13 protein-coding genes are annotated in these 19,211 nt (G+C 63.1%); 4 read left to right on the top strand and 9 right to left on the bottom strand.

What is annotated here, in order from left to right; genetic code table 11:
* Nucleotides 1–13 precede the first annotated feature (13 nt).
* The gene (locus tag AB0N65_RS07730) at nt 14–1,450 is read left to right on the top strand and encodes a 6-phospho-beta-glucosidase (RefSeq protein ID WP_364159809.1); all 1,437 of its coding nucleotides are present in this window, start codon (nt 14–16) and stop codon (nt 1,448–1,450) included.
* Between the two features lie 12 nt (nt 1,451–1,462).
* On the opposite strand, the gene AB0N65_RS07735 is transcribed toward AB0N65_RS07730, so the two are convergent.
* Entirely contained in the window at nt 1,463–1,981 is a 519-nt protein-coding gene (locus tag AB0N65_RS07735; protein WP_364159811.1) for a GNAT family N-acetyltransferase, read from the bottom strand.
* 108 nt (nt 1,982–2,089) lie between these two features.
* Between AB0N65_RS07735 and mshA the strand changes: the two genes are divergently transcribed.
* Together mshA and AB0N65_RS07745 are read left to right on the top strand one after the other, a co-directional pair.
* A complete protein-coding gene (gene mshA, locus AB0N65_RS07740) occupies nt 2,090–3,334 on the top strand; it encodes a D-inositol-3-phosphate glycosyltransferase (protein ID WP_364159813.1) in 1,245 nt (414 codons plus the stop codon).
* A 109-nt stretch (nt 3,335–3,443) separates the two neighbouring features.
* Complete coding sequence (locus AB0N65_RS07745; RefSeq protein ID WP_364159815.1) at nt 3,444–5,132, top strand: formate--tetrahydrofolate ligase; 1,689 nt, start codon at nt 3,444–3,446, stop codon at nt 5,130–5,132.
* Between the two features lie 197 nt (nt 5,133–5,329).
* On the opposite strand, the gene AB0N65_RS07750 is transcribed toward AB0N65_RS07745, so the two are convergent.
* The 8 genes from AB0N65_RS07750 to glmS form a co-directional block, all read right to left on the bottom strand.
* The gene (locus AB0N65_RS07750) at nt 5,330–6,415 is read right to left on the bottom strand and encodes an inositol-3-phosphate synthase (RefSeq protein ID WP_364159817.1); all 1,086 of its coding nucleotides are present in this window, start codon (nt 6,413–6,415) and stop codon (nt 5,330–5,332) included.
* 169 nt (nt 6,416–6,584) lie between these two features.
* Nucleotides 6,585–7,622 (bottom strand): L-glyceraldehyde 3-phosphate reductase, encoded by a 1,038-nt coding sequence (gene mgrA / locus AB0N65_RS07755; RefSeq protein ID WP_364159819.1) that lies wholly within the window; start codon nt 7,620–7,622, stop codon nt 6,585–6,587.
* Between the two features lie 70 nt (nt 7,623–7,692).
* Entirely contained in the window at nt 7,693–9,477 is a 1,785-nt protein-coding gene (treZ, locus tag AB0N65_RS07760) for a malto-oligosyltrehalose trehalohydrolase (RefSeq protein WP_364160005.1), read from the bottom strand.
* Nucleotides 9,478–9,537: 60 nt separating this feature from the next.
* Nucleotides 9,538–11,886, bottom strand: coding sequence for a malto-oligosyltrehalose synthase (treY, locus tag AB0N65_RS07765; RefSeq protein ID WP_364159821.1), 2,349 nt, complete (start codon nt 11,884–11,886; stop codon nt 9,538–9,540).
* The gene (glgX, locus tag AB0N65_RS07770) at nt 11,883–14,201 is read right to left on the bottom strand and encodes a glycogen debranching protein GlgX (RefSeq protein WP_364159823.1); all 2,319 of its coding nucleotides are present in this window, start codon (nt 14,199–14,201) and stop codon (nt 11,883–11,885) included. Before glgX ends, treY begins: the two co-directional genes overlap by 4 nt.
* 69 nt (nt 14,202–14,270) lie before the next feature.
* Nucleotides 14,271–15,848, bottom strand: coding sequence for an NAD(P)H-hydrate dehydratase (locus tag AB0N65_RS07775; protein ID WP_364159825.1), 1,578 nt, complete (start codon nt 15,846–15,848; stop codon nt 14,271–14,273).
* Between the two features lie 16 nt (nt 15,849–15,864).
* Nucleotides 15,865–16,212 (bottom strand): holo-ACP synthase, encoded by a 348-nt coding sequence (locus AB0N65_RS07780; RefSeq protein WP_364159827.1) that lies wholly within the window; start codon nt 16,210–16,212, stop codon nt 15,865–15,867.
* Between the two features lie 4 nt (nt 16,213–16,216).
* Entirely contained in the window at nt 16,217–18,100 is a 1,884-nt protein-coding gene (glmS, locus tag AB0N65_RS07785) for a glutamine--fructose-6-phosphate transaminase (isomerizing) (protein ID WP_364159829.1), read from the bottom strand.
* A gap of 139 nt (nt 18,101–18,239) precedes the next feature.
* Between glmS and coaA the strand changes: the two genes are divergently transcribed.
* Nucleotides 18,240–19,211 carry a type I pantothenate kinase gene (coaA, locus tag AB0N65_RS07790; protein ID WP_364159831.1) on the top strand — a complete coding sequence of 324 codons (972 nt, stop codon included), beginning with the start codon at nt 18,240–18,242 and terminating at the stop codon, nt 19,209–19,211.

A 19,211-nucleotide genomic window follows, 5' to 3' on the forward strand; every position in this document is an offset into this window, starting at 1 on the left:
ATAGACTCGGAGCATGCGGCTCATGATCGCCGGCGGCGGCGGATTCCGGGTTCCCCTTGTCTACCGTGCTTTGTGCACGGGCCCCTACGCGGGTTTGGTCAGCGAACTGGTGCTCTACGACGTCGACGCTGCCCGCCTGGCCGGGATCGAGGCAGTTCTCCGCAACATGCCCCTGGCTGAGGGCGTCCGGCCCCGGGTCCGGGTTTCCACTGAGCTGCAGGAGTCGCTGACCGGCACCCAGGTGGTGTTCGCCGCCATCCGTCCGGGCGGGACAGCAGGACGGGTGATCGACGAACGCGTTGCGCTGGATCTCGGTCTGTTGGGCCAGGAAACGACCGGCGCCGGAGGTATTTCGTATGCGCTCCGTTCCATTCCAAGGATGCTGGAACTTGCCGAGGCCATGCGGCAACACTGTCCGGACGCCTGGCTCATCAACTTCACCAATCCGGCGGGGATGGTCACCGAGGCCCTGGTTCCTGCGCTGGGCCATCGCGTCATCGGGATCTGCGATTCCGCCGGGGCGTTGGTGCACCGGGCAGCGGCGGCTGCGGGGGCACCGCTTCAGGACGGAACGCTCGACGGCGTGGGCTACTTCGGGTTGAACCATCTCGGCTGGCTATACCGGCTGGCTCCCGCTGGGAGGGACCTGCTGCCAGGGCTGTTGACTGACCACGCCGCGCTGGCCTCGTTCGAAGAGGGACGGCTTTTCGATCCCCGCGTTCTGGAAAAACTCGGCTGCCTGCCCAACGAGTACCTTTACTACTACTACGAGACCGAACACGCCACCCGCGCCATCCTTCAGCAAAGCCGGACGCGCGGGACCTCCATCCATCAGCAGCAGGACTCGCTCTACCCTGCACTGCCCGGCTCCCCGAACCCCTACGAGCGCTGGGAAGCGGCCCGTTTGTCCCGGGAGGAAGGATACATGGCCGAGGCCCGTACCCAGGGCGGACGCCGGGACGAGGAAGACCTTGCGGGAGGCGGGTACGAGCGGGTTGCCTTGGCCGTCATGCGGGCGCTGGCCGGTGGCAGTTCGCAGGGGAGAGACGGAACGCAGCTTGGGAGCGCGCCCACCCGGTTGATCCTCAACGTGCCCAATGCTCCGGTCGTCTCCGCCGGCCGGCCGGCCGAGGCCGTCACTCTGGAGGGCGAAGCGAAAGTCGCCGTGCCCGGGCTGCCGGCTGACGCCGTCGTCGAGGTTCCCTGCGAGGTGACCCCCGACGGCGCCATGCCGCTTGCGCAGGAACGGCCCGGCGGGCAGTTCCTCACCCTGATGCAGCACGTCAAGGAGGTGGAGCGGCTAACGATCCGGGCGGTACGCGACGGCGACAGGGATGCGGCTCTGCAGGCATTCGCGATGCATCCGCTGGTGGGGTCCGCGGCATTGGGTCGGCAACTCCTGGAGGGATACGAGCACGCCTTCCCGGAGTTGAAAGGGCTGTGGAAGTAGTCGGGCGCTCCCTTAGAGCTCCTGGTACATCACGTGGAGGCCCACGTAGCCGATCTCCGGGTGCTCGAATGCCTCGGGGACCGTCGCGAGGATCCGGAAGCCCATTGACTGCCACAGCCACACGGCGCGGACGTTACTCTCCACCACGGCGTTGAACTGCATGGCCCGGAAGCCGGCCGCCTTCGCTTCTTTGAGGGAATAGGCACACAGCGCTCGGGCAATGCCCTGACCCGAATGCTTGGCACCCACCATGTACCCGGCGTTCGCCACATGGCTGCCGCCGCCGGCCTGGTTTGGATGGAATTCGCCGGTGCCTAGAATCCTGTCCCCGTCGTTGGCTACGGCCACGAATGTCTGCCCGGGAGCTTCCTTCATCCATTTGGCCTTGGCCGCGTCCTCGCTGGTGTCGCGGTCCCACGTGAAAGTTTCGCCTTCCCGGATAACGGGTTCCATGATGGACCAGATACCTGGCCAGTCCTCGGCAGTGGCGGGGCGGATGTGGATGGTGTTTTCTTGGCTCACAGCGGACACGCTAGCAGCCTTATCCCCGGCGGCGGGACCCCTCACTGTGCCGGTGGCAGGAGTAGTGTTTTCTGCAGGGCAAATTGCTTTTGGGTTCACAGGGAGGGAGGTCGGTACGTGGCGCTGATCCGGCGGGTTGCGTTCTTCTCCTTGCATACCTCTCCCATGGAGCAGCCCGGAGCCGGCGATGCCGGCGGCATGAACGTCTACGTTCGCGCGTTGGCCGTAGCGTTGGCGGAATCAGGCGTGGAAGTGGAGATTTTCACGCGGTCCACCAAAGCCAGCCAGGCCGCCGTCGAACATCCCGCCCCCGGCGTTTGCGTCCACAACGTCATGGCCGGCCCGCGGCGGAAAGTACCCAAGGAAGAACTGCCGGCGCTGCTGCACCTCATGGTGGAAGAGATCGAGCGCATCCGGCAACGCCAGCCCCACGGCCGCTACGACGTCATCCACTCGCATTATTGGGTTTCCGGAGTTGCCGGCCTGGAGTTGTCCGACCTCTGGGGTGTGCCGCTCATACACACCATGCACACCATGGCCAAGGTCAAGAACCTCGTGCTCCAGTCCGGCGAGCGCCCTGAACCGCGGCGACGCGAAGAAGGCGAGCAGAGGATCGTTGATGGCGCCGCGCGCCTCATCGCCAACACACCCGCCGAGGCGGAAGAACTTGTTTCGCACTACGGGGCGGACATCGACCGGATCGATGTTGCACCTCCGGGCGTGGACCTCAATGTCTTCACACCCTCGTTCCGGCGAAAGTCCCGCAAGGAACGCGATGTGCGTCCGGACAGTTTCCATATTTTGTTTGCCGGCCGTATTCAACGGCTCAAGGGTCCGCAGGTGTTCGTGAAAGCCGCCGGGATCCTTCGGCAGCGGCGTCCGGACATCGATTTGGAGATGACCATCCTCGGATCCCTCAGCGGGGCAAAGGACTTCAACCTCCAACACATCATCGAAGACGCAGGACTCAGCGACGTCGTAACGCACCGTCCTCCCGTGGTGGCCCCGGAACTCGCGGGCTGGTTCCGTTCGGCGGACGTCGTGGTGATGCCCTCTTTCAGCGAATCGTTTGGGCTTGTGGCCTTGGAAGCACAAGCGTGCGGGACCCCCGTGGTTGCCACCAAGGTCGGAGGACTGACGCGTGCTATTTCCGACGGCAGGACAGGCCTGCTCGTGGAAGGGCACGATCCTTCCGACTGGGCCGATGCTTTGGAAGACCTGTACGACGACGTCAGGACAAGGGAGGACATGGGCCGCCTGGCCGCCACGCATGCCGAATCCTTCGGCTGGCAACGGACGGCCGCCATCACCGTGGAAAGCTACAGGGAAGCCGTCGGGGGTCTGCTTGTTCCCGGGCGCTGAGGCTCCTGCCTGGGACCACGGCAGCCTCCGAGGGAACGTGCTTCGCGGCTGGTAGATTGTCGCGCACAGCGTAACGTCGCGCACAGCGTCACCGAGCCGAAGGACGAGGATGTCTGAGAACAAGGTCCTGAGCGATCTTGAGATTGCCCACAGAGCAACAATGCTGCCGATCACGGAGATCGCAGAACGTGCCGGCATCGCGGTGGAGTCGCTGGAGCTCTACGGTCCTTACAAGGCGAAGATCAATCCGGCCAAGTTGGTCCTGCAACAGGGCAAGCCTGCAGGCAAGGTGGTCCTGGTTTCAGCAATGTCTCCCACGCCGGCGGGCGAAGGGAAGTCCACCACCACAGTGGGGCTCGCCGACTCCCTTGCCCGTGCCGGACACAAAGTGATGATCGCGCTCCGGGAGCCGTCCCTTGGACCAATTCTCGGAATGAAGGGAGGAGCTACCGGCGGCGGATACTCCCAGGTGCTGCCCATGGACGACATCAACCTGCACTTCACCGGAGACTTTCACGCGGTAACGTCGGCCAACAACGCACTCATGGCCCTGGTGGACAACCACATCTTCCAAGGCAACCAACTCGGCATCGATCCCCGCCGCATGACCTTCAAACGGGTTCTGGATATGAATGACCGGGCCTTGCGCGAGGTTGTCATCGGCCTCGGAGGTCCCGCCCAAGGAGTCCCGCGCCAGGACGGTTTCGATATCACGGTCGCTTCGGAAATCATGGCCGTGTTCTGCCTTGCAGCAGACCTGGACGACCTCCGCACGCGTCTGGGCCGCATGACGTTCGGCTATACCTTTGATCGGAAACCTGTGACTGTTGCGGACCTCGGCGTTGAAGGCGCACTGACCCTGCTGTTGAAGGACGCCATCAAGCCCAACCTCGTCCAGACCATCGCGGGAACCCCCGCGCTGGTCCATGGTGGCCCCTTCGCGAACATCGCCCACGGGTGCAATTCCCTGATCGCCACCCGGACCGCCCAGCAACTGGCCGACATCGTGGTCACAGAGGCTGGCTTCGGTGCGGACCTTGGCGCAGAAAAGTATATGGACATCAAGTCCCGCATGGCTGATGTGGCCCCTTCCGCGGTGGTTGTCGTAGCCACCATCCGTGCCCTCAAGATGCACGGCGGAATACCCAAGGACCACCTTGGCGAGCCCAATGTCGAGGCGCTGGCTGCCGGAATCGAAAACCTGAAAAGGCATGTGGGGAACGTCTCCAAGTTCGGCATCTCTCCCGTGGTGGCCATCAACAAATTCGCCACCGATACCCCCGAAGAACTCGAATGGCTGCTTGCCTGGTGTGCAGCGGAAGGCGTGGAGGCCGCGGTTGCCGACGTTTGGGGCCGTGGCGGCGGGGGCGACGGCGGGGACGAGCTGGCGGCGAAGGTCGCCGCTGCGGTGGACGCGCCGTCGAACTTCCACCATCTGTACCCCTTGGAGCTATCCGTGGAGGACAAAATCCGGACCATCGTGCAGGAGATCTACGGAGCCGACGCCGTCGAGTTTTCTGTCCCTGCTGAGAAGAGGCTCGCCGAGATTGAGAGGAACGGTTGGTCGGGGCTTCCCATCTGCATGGCAAAGACCCAGTATTCGTTCACCGATGACGCATCGAAGCTCGGAGCACCCAAGGGTTTCCGTGTGCACGTCCGGGAATTGATTCCGAAGACGGGGGCGGGCTTCATCGTCGCCCTGACCGGCGCCGTCATGACCATGCCGGGCCTGCCCAAAGAGCCGGCCGCCATGCGCATGGATGTGGATGCAAACGGGAACCCGACAGGCCTCTTCTGACGCTCTCTCACCAAACACCCCCTTCCGGTGATCGCTCTCTCACCCGGGTGAGAGAGGGTGCACCAGAAGAGGGCCATCGGTGAGCGAGGGTGCACCAGAAGAGGGCCATCGGTGAGAGAGGGTGCAGGAACGAGGAACGGCCCTCCCGTCGGACGGAAGGGCCGCTACTCGTTGGTGAGGTTATAGCTTGGTGAGGCTTAGCGCTCGATGTCGCCGCGGATGAAGGCTTCCACCTTTTCGCGGGCGATGTCGTCGTTGAACTGCTCCGGCGGGGACTTCATGAAGTAGCTGGAGGCAGAAAGCAGCGGGCCACCGATGCCGCGGTCCAGGCCGATCTTTGCGGCACGGATGGCATCGATGATGACACCGGCGGAGTTCGGGGAGTCCCACACCTCGAGCTTGTACTCAAGCGAAACCGGGGCATCGCCGAAGTTGCGTCCCTCAAGGCGAACGAAAGCCCACTTGCGGTCATCGAGCCATGCAACGTAATCGGACGGGCCGATGTGGACGTCGTCGGCGTGCAGGTCGGCCTCGACATTGGACGTGACGGCCTGGGTCTTGGAGATCTTCTTGGACTCGAGGCGGTCGCGTTCAAGCATGTTCTTGAAGTCCATGTTGCCGCCGACGTTGAGCTGGTACGTGCGGTCCAGCGTGACGCCGCGGTCTTCGAACAGCTTGGCCATGACGCGGTGGGTGATGGTGGCACCGATCTGGCTCTTGATGTCATCGCCAACGATCGGAATGCCGGCCTCGGTGAACTTGTCAGCCCACTCCTTGGTACCGGCAATGAAAACGGGGAGGGCATTCACGAATGCAACACCGGCGTCGATGGCGCACTGGGCGTAGAACTTCGCGGCTTGGTCGGAACCCACGGGCAGGTAGCAAACCATGACGTCAGCCTTGGCTTCGCGCAGGGCAGCCACGACGTCAACAGCTTCCTCCGGAGCCTCCACGATGGTCTCGCGGTAGTAGCGGCCCAAGCCGTCCAGGGTATGGCCGCGCTGGACGGTAACGCCCGTGGCAGGGACATCGGCGATCTTGATGGTGTTGTTTTCGCTGGCGCCGATGGCGTCCGCCAGGTCCAGTCCAACCTTCTTGCTATCAACATCGAAAGCAGCAACGAACTGGACATCGTTGACGTGGTACTGGCCGAACTCGACGTGCATCAGACCCGGGATCGTGGCCTGGGGGTCAGCGTCGCGATAGTACTGAACACCTTGAACCAACGATGCGGCGCAGTTTCCTACGCCGACAATGGCAACACGGATCGGATGTGAAGACACGGGACTCCTTTTGAGAACTAAACCTCAGGTGCCAGGCGCAGCCCTGACTGAGCTCAGGATACGACTGATTGGCACGGCGCCATTCGGCGCACACTTGCATTGTAGCCAACACGGAAGGGGCCGGCTTTGTTCCCAGCCGGCCCCTTCGTGTTTATGTCAGCCCTGCAGCTTACTCCTGGGCCCACAGATTGATGTCTGATTCGACCGCGAATTCGTCGATCGCGGTCAGCTCATCGTTCGTGAACTTCAGGTTGTTGATAGCACCAAGGGTGTCCTCAAGCTGGGCAACGCTGGAGGCCCCTATGAGCGCCGACGTTACTGGCGACCCCTTGGGCTGGTCGCGCAGGATCCAGGCGATAGCCATCTGGGCCAGGGTTTGTCCCCGGCGCTCGGCGATTGCGTTCAATCCCCGCACGCGGTTAAGTTTGTCCTCCGTCAGCGCAGATTCTGACAGGAACCGTTCCTTGGCGGCACGGGAGTCGGCGGGCACTCCGTTGAGGTAGCGATCCGTGAGCATGCCTTGGGCGAGTGGCGAAAACGCGATTGAACCGGCGCCCACCTCGTCCAGGGCCTCGTACAAGTTGGGCGACCCGTTCTCCGTCCAACGGTTCAGCATGGAGTAGCTGGGCTGGTGGATAAGCAGCGGGGTGCCGAGTTCCTTCAGGATTCGCGCCGCTTCCAGCGTCTGTTCCGGGGTGTAGGACGAGATGCCCGCATACAGGGCTTTACCCGAGCGGACAGCGTAGTCCAACGCCCCCATGGTCTCTTCAAGCGGAGTCTCGGGATCCGGGCGGTGGCTGTAGAAGATATCCACGTAGTCCAGGCCCATGCGTTGAAGGGACTGGTCCAGGCTCGAGATCAAATACTTCCGGGAGCCCCATTCACCGTACGGCCCCGGCCACATGTAGTAACCGGCCTTCGTCGAGATGACCAGTTCATCGCGGTAAGGCTTGAAGTCTTCCTTGAGGTGCCGGCCGAAATTGGTTTCGGCCGATCCGTCCGGCGGCCCGTAGTTGTTGGCGAGGTCGAAGTGGTTGACGCCAAGGTCGAAGGCACGGCGCAGGATGGAGCGCTGCTCGTCGAACCGCTTGTCGTCGCCGAAGTTGTGCCAAAGCCCCAGCGAAATTGCGGGAAGCTTCAGGCCACTGCGGCCGACTCGGCGGTAGGGCATGGTTTCGTAGCGGTTTTCCGCAGCCGAATAAGTCATACGTACCATCCTGCCACTGCGTCTTTCCGGCCGTCCCGGCTGTCCGTTATGTGGGCGTCGTCACGTAGAGTCACTGCTCACCTTTCCGGACACGTACGACGGCGGCGCTCTCGCCCGGCAGCGTCAGGGAACCGTCCTCCAGGACTGCTTTGGTGTCGGTAGCCAGCAGCACCACGCCTTCCAATGGAGTCTCGAGGGCTTCGTCCCCGAAGTTGCACACCACCCGCACCTCACCCCGGGTCATCTCCAACCAGTGTTCGTCGTCGTCGAACTCAACGGCAGTGTCCCCGAATCCGCCTTCCACGAGCTCCGGAGTGTTCCGGCGCAGCTGTGCTAAATCCCGGTACAGCTGGAGAAGGCGCGCGTGGTCCCCTCCGGCGGCTTCTTCCCAGTTCAGCTTCGAACGCCGGAACGTCTCCGGGTCCTGGGGATCCGGGACCACGTTCGGGTCCCAGCCCATGCGTTCAAATTCCTTGATCCTCCCCTTTGCGGTGGCTTCGCCCAGTTCCGGTTCAGGATGGGATGTAAAGAACTGCCAGGGTGTGGACGCGCCGAACTCCTCGCCCATGAAGAGCATGGGCGTAAAGGGCGAGGTCATGGTCAGAACGGCGCCGATGGCGAGTTTCCCGTAGGAGAGTGACGCCGTGAGACGATCGCCCGTGGCGCGGTTGCCGATTTGGTCGTGGTTCTGCAAGCAGACAACCAGTGCCGACGGGTGGGCGAGGTCATGCCGGATGGGCCTGCCATGGTGCCGCCCCCGGAAACTTGAGTAACTGCCGTCGTGCAGGAAACCATGTTCCAGGACCTTGGCCAGGACGGCCAAGGAATCGAAGTCGCCGTAGTACCCGGTGGTTTCTCCGCTGAGGTTGACGTGCAGGGCATGGTGGAAATCGTCGCTCCACTGCCCTTCCAAACCATAGCCGTTGTCCTTGCGGGGATAGATGAGCCGGGGGTTGTTCAGGTCCGACTCGGCAATCATGGTCCTGGGGATACCTGTTTCTTCCTCAATGGCATCCCCCAACGCACCAAAGTCCTCCAGGATGTGTACGGCACGTTCATCACGCAGCGCATGCACGGCGTCGAGCCGGAGGCCGTCAACGTGGTAGTCGCGAAGCCACATAGCGGCATTCTCGAGGATGTATCGCCGGACATCGTCAGAACCCGGACCGTCGAGGTTCACGGAGTCCCCCCAGGTGTTCCCCTCCCCCGATTTAAGGTAGGGCCCGAACTTGGGCAGGTAGTTGCCGCTGGGTCCGAGATGGTTGTAGACCACGTCCTGGATGACACCCAATCCGGCCGCGTGGGCGGCATCGACAAAGCGCTGGTAGGCCGCCGGTCCCCCGTACGCCTCGTGCACCGCGTACCAAAGGACACCGTCGTAACCCCAGTTGTGGACCCCATTGAAGGCGTTTACCGGGAGCAGTTCGACGAAGTCCACGCCGAGCTCCACGAGGTAATCGAGCTTTCCTGCCGCCGCTTCGAGCGTGCCTTCAGGAGTGAACGTGCCGAGATGCAGTTCGTAGATGACGGCGCCTTTGAGCCTCCGCCCCTTCCACGCTGTGTCTTTCCACTCATGGGCGGACGGATCGAAAGTGGCGGACAGTCCGTGGACACCGTCGGGCTGGCGTCGGGAGCGCGGATCCGGGAACGGGCCCTCGCCGTCCACGATGTAGCCGTAGGCTACGCCGTCGCCCTCGCCGGCAGCGACGTCAGCCGGAGCGCGCCACCAACCGTGTGCCCCGCCGTCGTGGGTTTTTTCCATGGGATACTCGCGTCCTCCCGCAAGCAACTTCACCGAAGCGGCGTTCGGCGCCCAGACGTCATAAAGGTCTTTTCCAGCAGCGTGCTCCAGCATCATGCTCCCTGTACTCGATAAAGCGTGCCTTGCAGTGTGACGGTGTTGGCGGTGCGGAATTCAGTCGACAGGCACCAGGAGGGCCACGGGGTAGTGCCCAAGGACGGCGGCAACGGAAACAGGACCGGCGTCGAACGTGGCGCCGGTTAGTTCGTCCCGGCATGTGGTGGGCAGCCCAATGACGGTGTCCTTCCAACCGCCTTCCCGTGCCAGCCGCTTGGGAAGGCGCGTGGCGACCGTAATCGCTCCGGGCTTGTCAGCTCCACGGTTGAACGCCACTACGTGCTGCGCAGCATCGCCACTCACGGGCACGGGCTGGTATCCGCCGAACAGTTCGGCCCGGTCCCTGCGCAGCCGCAACGCCCTTGAAACCACCAGGAGCTTGGCGGCGTCCTCGGTGTAGGCGGGAAGGGCGTCCTGATCTTGGCCTGTGAGCTTGTCCTGGCCGGTGAGCTTGTCCAGTTCGGCGAGCGCAGCAATCCGGGCAGCGAAATCCACCGGCCGCCTGTTGTCCGGATCCGTCAGTGAGCCATCCCTGAACTCGGTGCCCTGGTACACGTCCGGGACACCCGGCATGGTCAGGTGGATGAGCTTGGCGGACAGGGAATTCGACCTTCCATAAGGCTCCAGCTCGTCCACGAAGTTCTCCACGGCGGCAGCGACTTCCGGGACGTCAAAGACGGCGTCGACGGCGGCAGCCAGGTGCCGCTCGAAGTCCAGGTTGGGGTCGGTCCAGTTGGTGGAATTGCCGGCCTCGCGGGCAGCCTTCAAGGTATAGGCCTGAAGCCGGCTGCGGTCGGCGGGCCACGCACCGGCAATGGCCTGCCACACGAGGGCGGCGAGCGGACCATCCGGGATGTGGGCATTGTCCTGGACGGTGCCAAGGAACAGTTCCCATTCCGGAACGGATTCGGAAATGACGGAGATCCTGGCCCGGGCGTCCTCGCTGCGCTTGGTATCGTGCGTGCTCAGTGTGGTCATGGACAGGGGCAGTTCAGCCTGTCGCCGTGCCATGCGCTCATGGAAAGCCTCGGGTGACACCGCGAACTCCGTAGGATCGGCGCCCACTTCGGTGAGCGTTCCGAGCCGCGTGTAGCGGAAGAACGCTGTGTCCTCCACGCCCTTGGCCATGACCATGCCGGATGTTTGCTGGAAACGGCGGGCGAGCTCGCCCGTGGTATCCAGCAACAAAGGACGAAGCCCTTCCAGGACGCCGACGAGCTCCGGGCGGTGCTTGCCTGCATTCCGGATGGCTTCCTCAAGGATTTCCCTGCCATAGGGCAAGTAGGTCCGGTATACGGGGAACCAGCAAATGATCTCGGCGATGGCATCCGCGACGTCGTTGCGTGGCAGCGCACTGGCTTCGGGAACCAACCGGGAGAGTCGCAGGATCTCCGAGCGCAGGATGCCATCGGCAATGCGGCGCTTGGTCCCGTGGATCATGACGTGGTAGTCGGCCGGCTCGGCTTCGTCACGTAGCCGGGCATCCAACGAATTCAAGAATTCTTCAGCTGCCGGATCCACGAAGAGTCGGTCGATATCGGCCAGGGCGTCATAGCCGGTGGTGCCTTCACAAGAGAAGGTTTCAGGCAGCTTCTCTCCGGGCTCCAGGATTTTCTCCACCAGCAAGTACGCGCCGCCGGTGGCTTCCCGTAGCCTCTTCAGGTATCCCTCCGGATCCGCCAGGCCATCCGGGTGGTCAATCCGGAGGCCGTCCACCAAATCCTCTTGGAACCAGCGGAGTATTTCTTGGTGGGATTCGTCGAACACCCACGGGACTTCCACCCGCACTCCTGCGAGGGTGTTTACCGCGAAGAAGCGGCGGTAGTTCAATTCAGCGTCAGCCCTGCGCCAGCCGACCAGTTCGTAGTGCTGCATGGCGTGGATGTCCTGGGGGCTGTCGCCGTCCGTAAACGTACCCTCCGCGAGGGGGAAGCGGTGATCGTAGTAGTGCAGTTCGCCATCCACTACTTTGAGCTGTTCGAGGTCGTCGTCACTGCCCAGCACCGGGATGCGGATCTTGCCGCCCCCGAAGTCCCAGTCGACGTCGAAGGCTTCCGCGTATTTGGACGAGCGGCCTTCCTCCAGGAGTTGCCACCACCACGCGTTCTGTCCGGGCGAGGCCACTCCCATGTGGTTGGGCACGATGTCGGCCAGGATGCCAAGCCCACGCTGCCGGGCTGCTTTTGACAGCGCCAGCAGACCTTCCGCTCCCCCGCGGGCAGGATCCACGGTTGAGGGGTCAGTGACGTCGTAGCCATGATCCGATCCCTCCTCTGCGGTCAGGATGGGGGAAACGTACACCCAGTCAACGCCGAGGTTGCGCAGGTATTCGGTGAGTTCGGCGGCGTCCTGGAGCGTGAAGCCCGGGCGGATCTGAAGCCTGTACGTGGAGGCCGGGGTCCTCATGAGTCCGTCTCCTTCTGCTTGGCAGCGTCCGCAGCAGGTTCCTCCGCCGCAGCTTTTGCGCCCGGCGTTTTGCGTGCCGCATCCTCGCTCCTGTAGTCCATGGCAATGGACGTCACCGCGGGAGCGGTCACGGATGCCGTTTCCGGCGTGCTGGTATGGGTCAGCGCAGCCAAAGAGGCGGCCACTGAGTGGTCCGGCTCGATTTCAGGTGTGCTGTGTGCCCTGAGCACCACCAGTGATTTGCCGGCAACCATGAGTATCTGGTCGGCCTTCACGACGTCGGCGTCTGCACCCTCCCCTCCCGTATCGATCATGACGTCCCAAGCGGGTGCGTACTCGTCCGAGGGGATCCGGAACCCTACTTCGTCCTCGTCAGCGTTGAAGTACAGCAGGAAGTTGACGTCGGTGATCCGCCGGCCTTGGTGGTCAAGGCCCCGGATGCCGTCTCCGTTCAGGAAGACACCCACGGAGCGGCCGAGGGCGGTATCCCAATCTGACGGGGTCATGGTGCTGGCGTCGGCGTCCAACCACACGATGTCGGGCAGCCTTTCACCTTCACCGCGAAGTGCCGGCCGCCCGTCGAAGAAACGGCTGCGGCGAAGACTGGGATGCTTGGCCCGGAGGGCGCTCACGGCTGCCGTGAACTCCACCAAGGGCTGGTCCACGTTGTCCCAATTGATCCACGTGAGCTCGGAGTCCTGGCAGTATCCGTTGTTGTTACCCTGCTGGGTCCTGCCGAGTTCGTCACCGTGAAGAAGCATCGGAACGCCTTGCGAGAGGAACAGCGACGCAATGAAGTTCCTCTGCTGGCGTGCCCTCAAGCCCAGGACTGTGGGGTCGTCCGTAGGACCTTCGACGCCACAGTTCCATGAGCGGTTGTGGGATTCGCCGTCGTTGTTGCCTTCACCGTTGGCTTCATTGTGTTTCTCGTTGTAGGACACGAGGTCGGCCAGAGTGAAGCCATCGTGCGCGGTGACGAAGTTGATGGAGGCAACAGGCCGTCGACCCGAGTGCTCGTAGAGGTCCGCGGATCCGGTCAGCCGCGAAGCGAATTCGCCCAGTGTGGACGGTTCACCGCGCCAGAAGTCACGGACAGTGTCACGGTATTGGCCGTTCCATTCCGTCCATTGCGGCGGGAAGTTGCCCACCTGGTAGCCGCCCGGGCCAACATCCCACGGTTCAGCGATGAGCTTCACCTGGGACACCACGGGATCCTGCTGGATGAGTTCAAAGAACGTTGACAGCTTGTCCACGTCGTAGAACTCACGGGCCAGTGTGGACGCGAGGTCGAAGCGGAAACCGTCCACGTGCATCTCGGTGACCCAGTACCGCAGGGAATCCATCAGGAGCTGCAGGGAGTGCGGGCTGCGGACGTTCAACGAGTTACCTGTGCCGGTGTAGTCCATGTAGTACTTCGGGTCGTTGTCCACCAGGCGGTAGTACGCCGAATTGTCGATGCCCTTAAAGGACAGCGTAGGACCCAGATGGTTTCCTTCGGCTGTGTGGTTGTACACGACGTCAAGAATGACCTCAATGCCCGCATTGTGCAGCGAGCGCACCATGGCTTTGAAGTCCTGCACCTGCTGGCCGGTATCGCCCTTTGAGCTGTAGCTGTTGTGCGGGGCAAAGAAGCCGATCGTGTTGTAGCCCCAATAGTTGTTCAGGCCTTTGTCCTGCAGGATGCCGTCGTTGACGAACTGGTGCACGGGCATGAGCTCAATGGCCGTGACGCCCAGCTTCTGCAGGTGGGAGATGACGGCGGGGTGGGCCACGCCTGCGTAGGTTCCGCGTTGTTCCTCGGGCACTTCCGGGTGCAACTGCGTGAGGCCTTTGACGTGGGCCTCGTAGATCACGGACTTGTGGTACGGGATCTTCAACAGCTTGTCGCCGTCCCAGTCGAAGAACGGGTTGATGACAACTCCGAGCATCATGTGCGGTGCGGAGTCGGCGTCGTTCCTTGAGTCGGGGTCGCCCATGTTGTACGAGAACAGGGCAGGATCCCAATCAATCTGACGGTGGATTGCCTTGGCGTAGGGGTCGAGCAGGAGCTTGTTGGGGTTGAACCGCTGCCCGGCGTCGGGATCGTAGGGTCCGTGGACCCGGTACCCGTATTTCTGCCCGGGCTGGACTTGCGGCAGGTAACAGTGCCACACATAGCCGTCCACCTCGGTGACGCCTACGCGGACTTCCCCGCCATCGTCGTCGAAGAGGCACAGTTCCACTTTCTCGGCCTTCTCGCTGAATAGCGCGAAGTTGGTACCGGTGCCGTCAAACGTGGCACCGAGTGGATAAGCCGATCCAGGCCATACTTCCATGCGTTCTCCTCTGGGTGATGCGAACAACTGCTGCAAGCCTACTCATGACCCCCGACACGGAAAGTAACCTTACGGTTTTGTTCGGTCGCATTCCGCAGTCAGCGAACCTATGACGCGAGGTACCGCGGTCATGATCGCTGACGCTGTAAGGGGTCCGCCCTCAAAATCCCGCGACGCCTGTGAGCCGGCCATGCCATGAAGGCTAGCTGCCGCAGCGGCCACAGCAGCCCAGCGGTCCTCGGGGTTCAGGCCCAAAGCCGCGTAAGCGCCGTCGTCGTCCTTCACCGCTTCCGCGCATTGGGCCAGAAGTGAACCCAAAATTCCTGCAAGGACATCGCCGCTGCCGGCGGTCGCCATCCAGGGCGTGCCCTCCGACTGGCTGAAGACAACGCCCGACGGCGACGCCACCAGTGTGGTGGCACCCTTCAGCAGGACTGTGGCACCGGTTTGTTGCGCGGCCTGCCGCACATAATGCAGCGGCCGCGATTCGACGTCGTCCCGGGTTACGGCAACCTCGCCCGTTGACGGAAGGGACTCCAGGAGTGTGGCCAACTCACCTGCGTGCGGGGTCAGGATCCAGTGTGGCGGGCAGTGTTGCGGGAGGAGGCTCAGCGCTCCAGCATCGACGACGACCGGAAGTTCCGCTTCCAGGGCTGCCTTACCGGCGTTCCCGGCCCGCTGCAATTGCCCGCCACCATCGACTCCCGGACCGAGCACCCATGCCTGGACCCGGCCGGGCTGCCCGGATTCCCAAATAGCCTCCGGTGTCCGCAGGAGAACCTGACGGGCAGCCGGTTCCGGGCCCACGTAGCGGACCATACCCGCCCCCGCGACCGCAGCCGCATGCACGCTGAGGACTGCCGCACCAACAAAGCGCTCCGAGCCTGCCACGACGCCGAGCACGCCCCTGGAGTATTTGTGGGACCTGCGGCCAGGCGCGGGCAGCAAACTCTGCAAATCAGTGGTCGTGAGCCGGCGGAGCTCCGGAGCAGCAGGCGCAAGGTTGTCTTCGATTCCGATTTCCACCACGACCACGCGCCCGGCGCAGCCTTCCCCGGGATCGGTCATGAGGCCGGCTTTGGCACCGCCGAAAGTCACAGTGATGTCTGCGTTAAGGACAGGCCAGTGGACCTCCCCCGTGGCGGCATCAAGTCCGCTGGGGAGATCGCAGGCAATGACGCAACGTGGGCGCAGTTCCTGAAGGAAGGAGACCAACTCGGCGGCCTCTCCACGGAGTCCTCCACGTGCTCCGGTACCCAGGAGAGCGTCGATGATGACGTCATCACCGGCGCACGCAACGGCCAGTTCTTCCGCATAGTCCGGTTCCAAGCGAAGCAACCGCCCGCCTGCCGCGGTGAAGGCAGCCAACGCCTCGGTGTGGGCCTCCGCCGAGGCGAGTACCGCCGTCGTACGCATCCCTCGGCGAGCCAGCATGGAAGCGGCATAAAGGCCGTCACCGCCGTTGTTCCCCTTGCCCACGAGGACCGTGACGGAGGCGCCGGCAAGCCGTCGCCGTACACGAACCGCCCGCACCACTTCCTGGGCGAGTCCATAAGCTGCCCGCTGCATGAGAACAGCGCCCCCACCGGAGTCCAGGAGCGGTTGTTCCGCGTCCCTGATCTGTTGTCCGGTGAAGGCGCTGATCATTGTTCTGTAGGCCCGTTTAGCCCTCGGCGAGGACAGTCGCCGTAGCGATGCCGCCGTCATGGCTCATGGACAGGTGCCACCGTTTGACGCCCTTGGCCTCGGCTACGGCCAGAACGGTTCCCTTGACCTGAATGGTAGGTCCGTTCTGGTCAAGGCCGATCCAGCAGTCCTGCCAGTTCATGCCCGCCGGAGCACCGAGAACTTTGGCTACGGCTTCCTTGGCAGCGAAGCGCGCTGCAAGTGACCTGGTGTTGAGTTCCCTCTCCGCCGGAACGAACAAGCGATCCTTCAGCCCGGGGGTCCGCTCCAACTGCCGACCGAACCGTTCGATGTCTACGACGTCTACGCCAATGCCAACAATCATGCGGTTATTCTACGGTCACGCTCTTGGCAAGGTTACGCGGCTGGTCCACGTCGTAACCCTTCGCCCCGGCCAGCTCAGCAGCAAAGATCTGCAGCGGAACCGTGGTCAGCAGCGGCATCAGCAGGGTGGGCGTCTCGGGTACGTAGAACACGTGCTCGGCGTAGTCCCTGACCGACTCGTCGCCTTCTTCAGCGATCACCAGGGTACGGGCACCACGTGCGCGGACTTCCTGGATGTTGCTGACCACCTTGGAGTGCAGCGAGTCACGGCCACGCGGGGACGGCACCACGACGAACACGGGCTGGCCGTCGTCGATCAGGGCGATCGGGCCGTGCTTGAGCTCGCCGGCAGCGAACCCTTCAGCGTGGATGTATGCGATTTCCTTGAGCTTCAAGGCGCCTTCCAGGGCTACCGGGAAGCCGACGTGGCGGCCCAGGAACAGCACGGATTTCTCGTCCTTCATGCTGCGGGCGAGTTCACGCAAGGGACCTGCCTGGTCCAGGATCTTCTGGATCTTGGCGGGAATCTTGGACAGGTCAGCGAGGACGTCCTTGATCTGGCCGGAGAAGATGTTGCCGCGCAACTGGGCGAGGTACAGACCCAGGAGGTAGGCGGCAGTGATCTGGGCGAGGAACGCCTTGGTGGACGCAACAGCGATCTCGGGCCCTGCGTGCGTGTAGAGCACGGCGTCCGATTCACGCGGAATCGTGGAACCGTTGGTGTTACAGATGGAGATGGTCTTGGCGCCCTGTTCGCGGGCGTAGCGGACGGCCATCAAGGTGTCCATGGTTTCGCCGGACTGGCTGATGGAAACCACCAAGGTCTTGGCGTCGACGATCGGGTCGCGGTAGCGGAACTCGTGGGCGAGCTCCACCTCGGTGGGGATGCGGCACCAGTTCTCGATCGCGTACTTGGCCACGAGACCGGCGTACGCAGCCGTTCCGCAGGCCAGGACGATGATCTTGTCCACCTGCTTGAGGAGCTCCGGATCGATGCGGAGCTCGTCCAGCGTCAGCTTGCCGTTGAGGTCCGAACGGCCAAGGAGGGTCTGCGCAACGGCGTCGGGTTGATCGTGGATCTCCTTCTCCATGAAGGAGTTGAAGCCACCCTTTTCAGCGGAAGCCGGGTCCCAGTCCACATGGTACTCGCGGCCCTCGGCCGGGGCGCCGAAGAAGTCGGTGATCTCCACGGAGTCCGCAGTGATGGTGACGATCTGGTCCTGGCCGAGCTCGACGGCGCGGCGGGTGTAGTCGATGAAGCCGGAAACGTCCGAGCCGAGGAAGTTCTCGCCCTCGCCGAGGCCCACCACCAGAGGTGAGTTACGGCGGGCGGCCACGACGACGTCGGGCTGGTCCGCGTGCACGGCAAGGAGGGTGAAGGCGCCTTCGAGGCGCTGGCAGGCGAGGCGCATCGCCTGGGTGAGGTTGCCGCCGTCGCCGTTAAGTTGGGAACGGAAGATATCGCCGACCAGCGCGGCAGCAACTTCGGTGTCGGTTTCCGACTCGAAGGTAACGCCCTTGGCGAGCAGTTCCTGCTTGAGTTCAGCAAAGTTCTCGATGATGCCGTTGTGAATCAGTGCCAGTCGCCCACCATCGGAAAGATGCGGGTGCGCGTTGCGGTCCGTGGGTCCGCCGTGGGTTGCCCACCGCGTGTGGCCAATCCCGGTCAGGGACTCAGGGACCGGATTTGCTTCCAGTTCACCAATCAGATTGCTCAGTTTGCCGGACTTTTTACGGGAAGAAATAATCCCGTCAGCCACCACTGCAACGCCGGCGGAGTCATAGCCACGGTACTCAAGACGACGCAGCCCCTCCACGACGACGTCAAGGGCGCTGTGACCAGCTGCCTTGCGAGACGAATTGCCAACATACCCTACGATTCCACACATGGGTACAAGCCTAGCGTCTGGTGCAAACAACTGACGTGGGACGTCCCTCCTCAGTGCGCCTCTGATCGCCAGTGAACCACGGATAATTCATCTCTCGGACGTCGTGCATTTCCTGATCCGCCGCCCGAAGGGCAGAATCATGAGCGTGACTTTGCAACGCACCGAAGCGAACGGCGACGGCGCTTCTCCCTTTGTTGAACTGGATCGGCAAACCTGGTCCAGGCTGGCTGCCCAAATGGAGCAGCCCCTCAACGAAGAGGACATCTTCCGCCTCCGCGGCCTCGGCGACCCCCTTGACATGAAGGAAGTCCGGGAGGTTTATCTCCCGCTTTCCCGCCTCCTGCACCTTTATGTTGAGGCTTCGCACCAGCTCCACGCGGCAACCACCACCTTCCTCGGCGAGCAAACGCAACGCACGCCGTTCGTCATCGGAGTTGCCGGTTCGGTTGCTGTCGGGAAGTCCACCATCGCCCGCGTGCTTCGTGAAATGCTGCGCCGCTGGCCCGGTACGCCCAATGTGGAACTCATCACGACAGACGGATTCCTTTACCCGCTGGCTGAACTGAAGCGGCGGCATCTGCTCGAGCGCAAGGGTTTCCCGGAGTCCTACGATCGCCGCGCACTGTTGCGGTTTGTGTCCGAGGTCAAAGGAGGCGCCGAGGAAGTAAGGGCGCCGTGGTATTCGCACGTCACCTACGACATCGTTCCCGGCAAGGAAGTCGTAGTGCGCCGCCCGGATGTACTGATCGTGGAGGGCCTGAACGTCCTGGCTCCCGCCCGTCCGCGGATGGACGGCAAGCAAGGCCTCGCCGTCAGTGATTTCTTCGATTTCTCCATCTACGTTGATGCCAAGACCTCCTACATCGAGGAGTGGTACGTGGACCGGTTCCGGAAGCTTCGCAGCACAGCCTTCGCTCAACCCGAGTCCTACTTCCACCGTTACGCCACACTTTCCGATGACGATGCAGAAACAACCGCCCGTGGCATCTGGAAGCGCATCAACGAGCCCAACCTTGAAGAGAACGTCCTGCCCACGCGCGGACGGGCCCAGCTGGTGCTGACCAAGGACGCAGACCACTCCATCCGGCGCATGCTTCTCAGGAAGGTGTGA

It is taken from the genome of Paenarthrobacter sp. NPDC089322, from assembly GCF_040684895.1.
Taxonomy (GTDB): domain Bacteria; phylum Actinomycetota; class Actinomycetes; order Actinomycetales; family Micrococcaceae; genus Arthrobacter.

Bases quoted from the DNA above. Each gene is read 5' to 3' on its own strand.
- treY (WP_364159821.1), bottom strand. From the start codon at position 11,886: ATGAGGACCCCGGCCTCCACGTACAGGCTTCAGATCCGCCCGGGCTTC.
- AB0N65_RS07745 (WP_364159815.1), top strand. From the start codon at position 3,444: ATGTCTGAGAACAAGGTCCTGAGCGATCTTGAGATTGCCCACAGAGCA.
- mgrA (WP_364159819.1), bottom strand. From the start codon at position 7,622: ATGACTTATTCGGCTGCGGAAAACCGCTACGAAACCATGCCCTACCGC.
- treZ (WP_364160005.1), bottom strand. From the start codon at position 9,477: ATGCTGGAGCACGCTGCTGGAAAAGACCTTTATGACGTCTGGGCGCCG.
- coaA (WP_364159831.1), top strand. From the start codon at position 18,240: ATGAGCGTGACTTTGCAACGCACCGAAGCGAACGGCGACGGCGCTTCT.
- AB0N65_RS07775 (WP_364159825.1), bottom strand. From the start codon at position 15,848: ATGATCAGCGCCTTCACCGGACAACAGATCAGGGACGCGGAACAACCG.
- glmS (WP_364159829.1), bottom strand. From the start codon at position 18,100: ATGTGTGGAATCGTAGGGTATGTTGGCAATTCGTCTCGCAAGGCAGCT.
- AB0N65_RS07730 (WP_364159809.1), top strand. From the start codon at position 14: ATGCGGCTCATGATCGCCGGCGGCGGCGGATTCCGGGTTCCCCTTGTC.
- AB0N65_RS07780 (WP_364159827.1), bottom strand. From the start codon at position 16,212: ATGATTGTTGGCATTGGCGTAGACGTCGTAGACATCGAACGGTTCGGT.
- glgX (WP_364159823.1), bottom strand. From the start codon at position 14,201: ATGGAAGTATGGCCTGGATCGGCTTATCCACTCGGTGCCACGTTTGAC.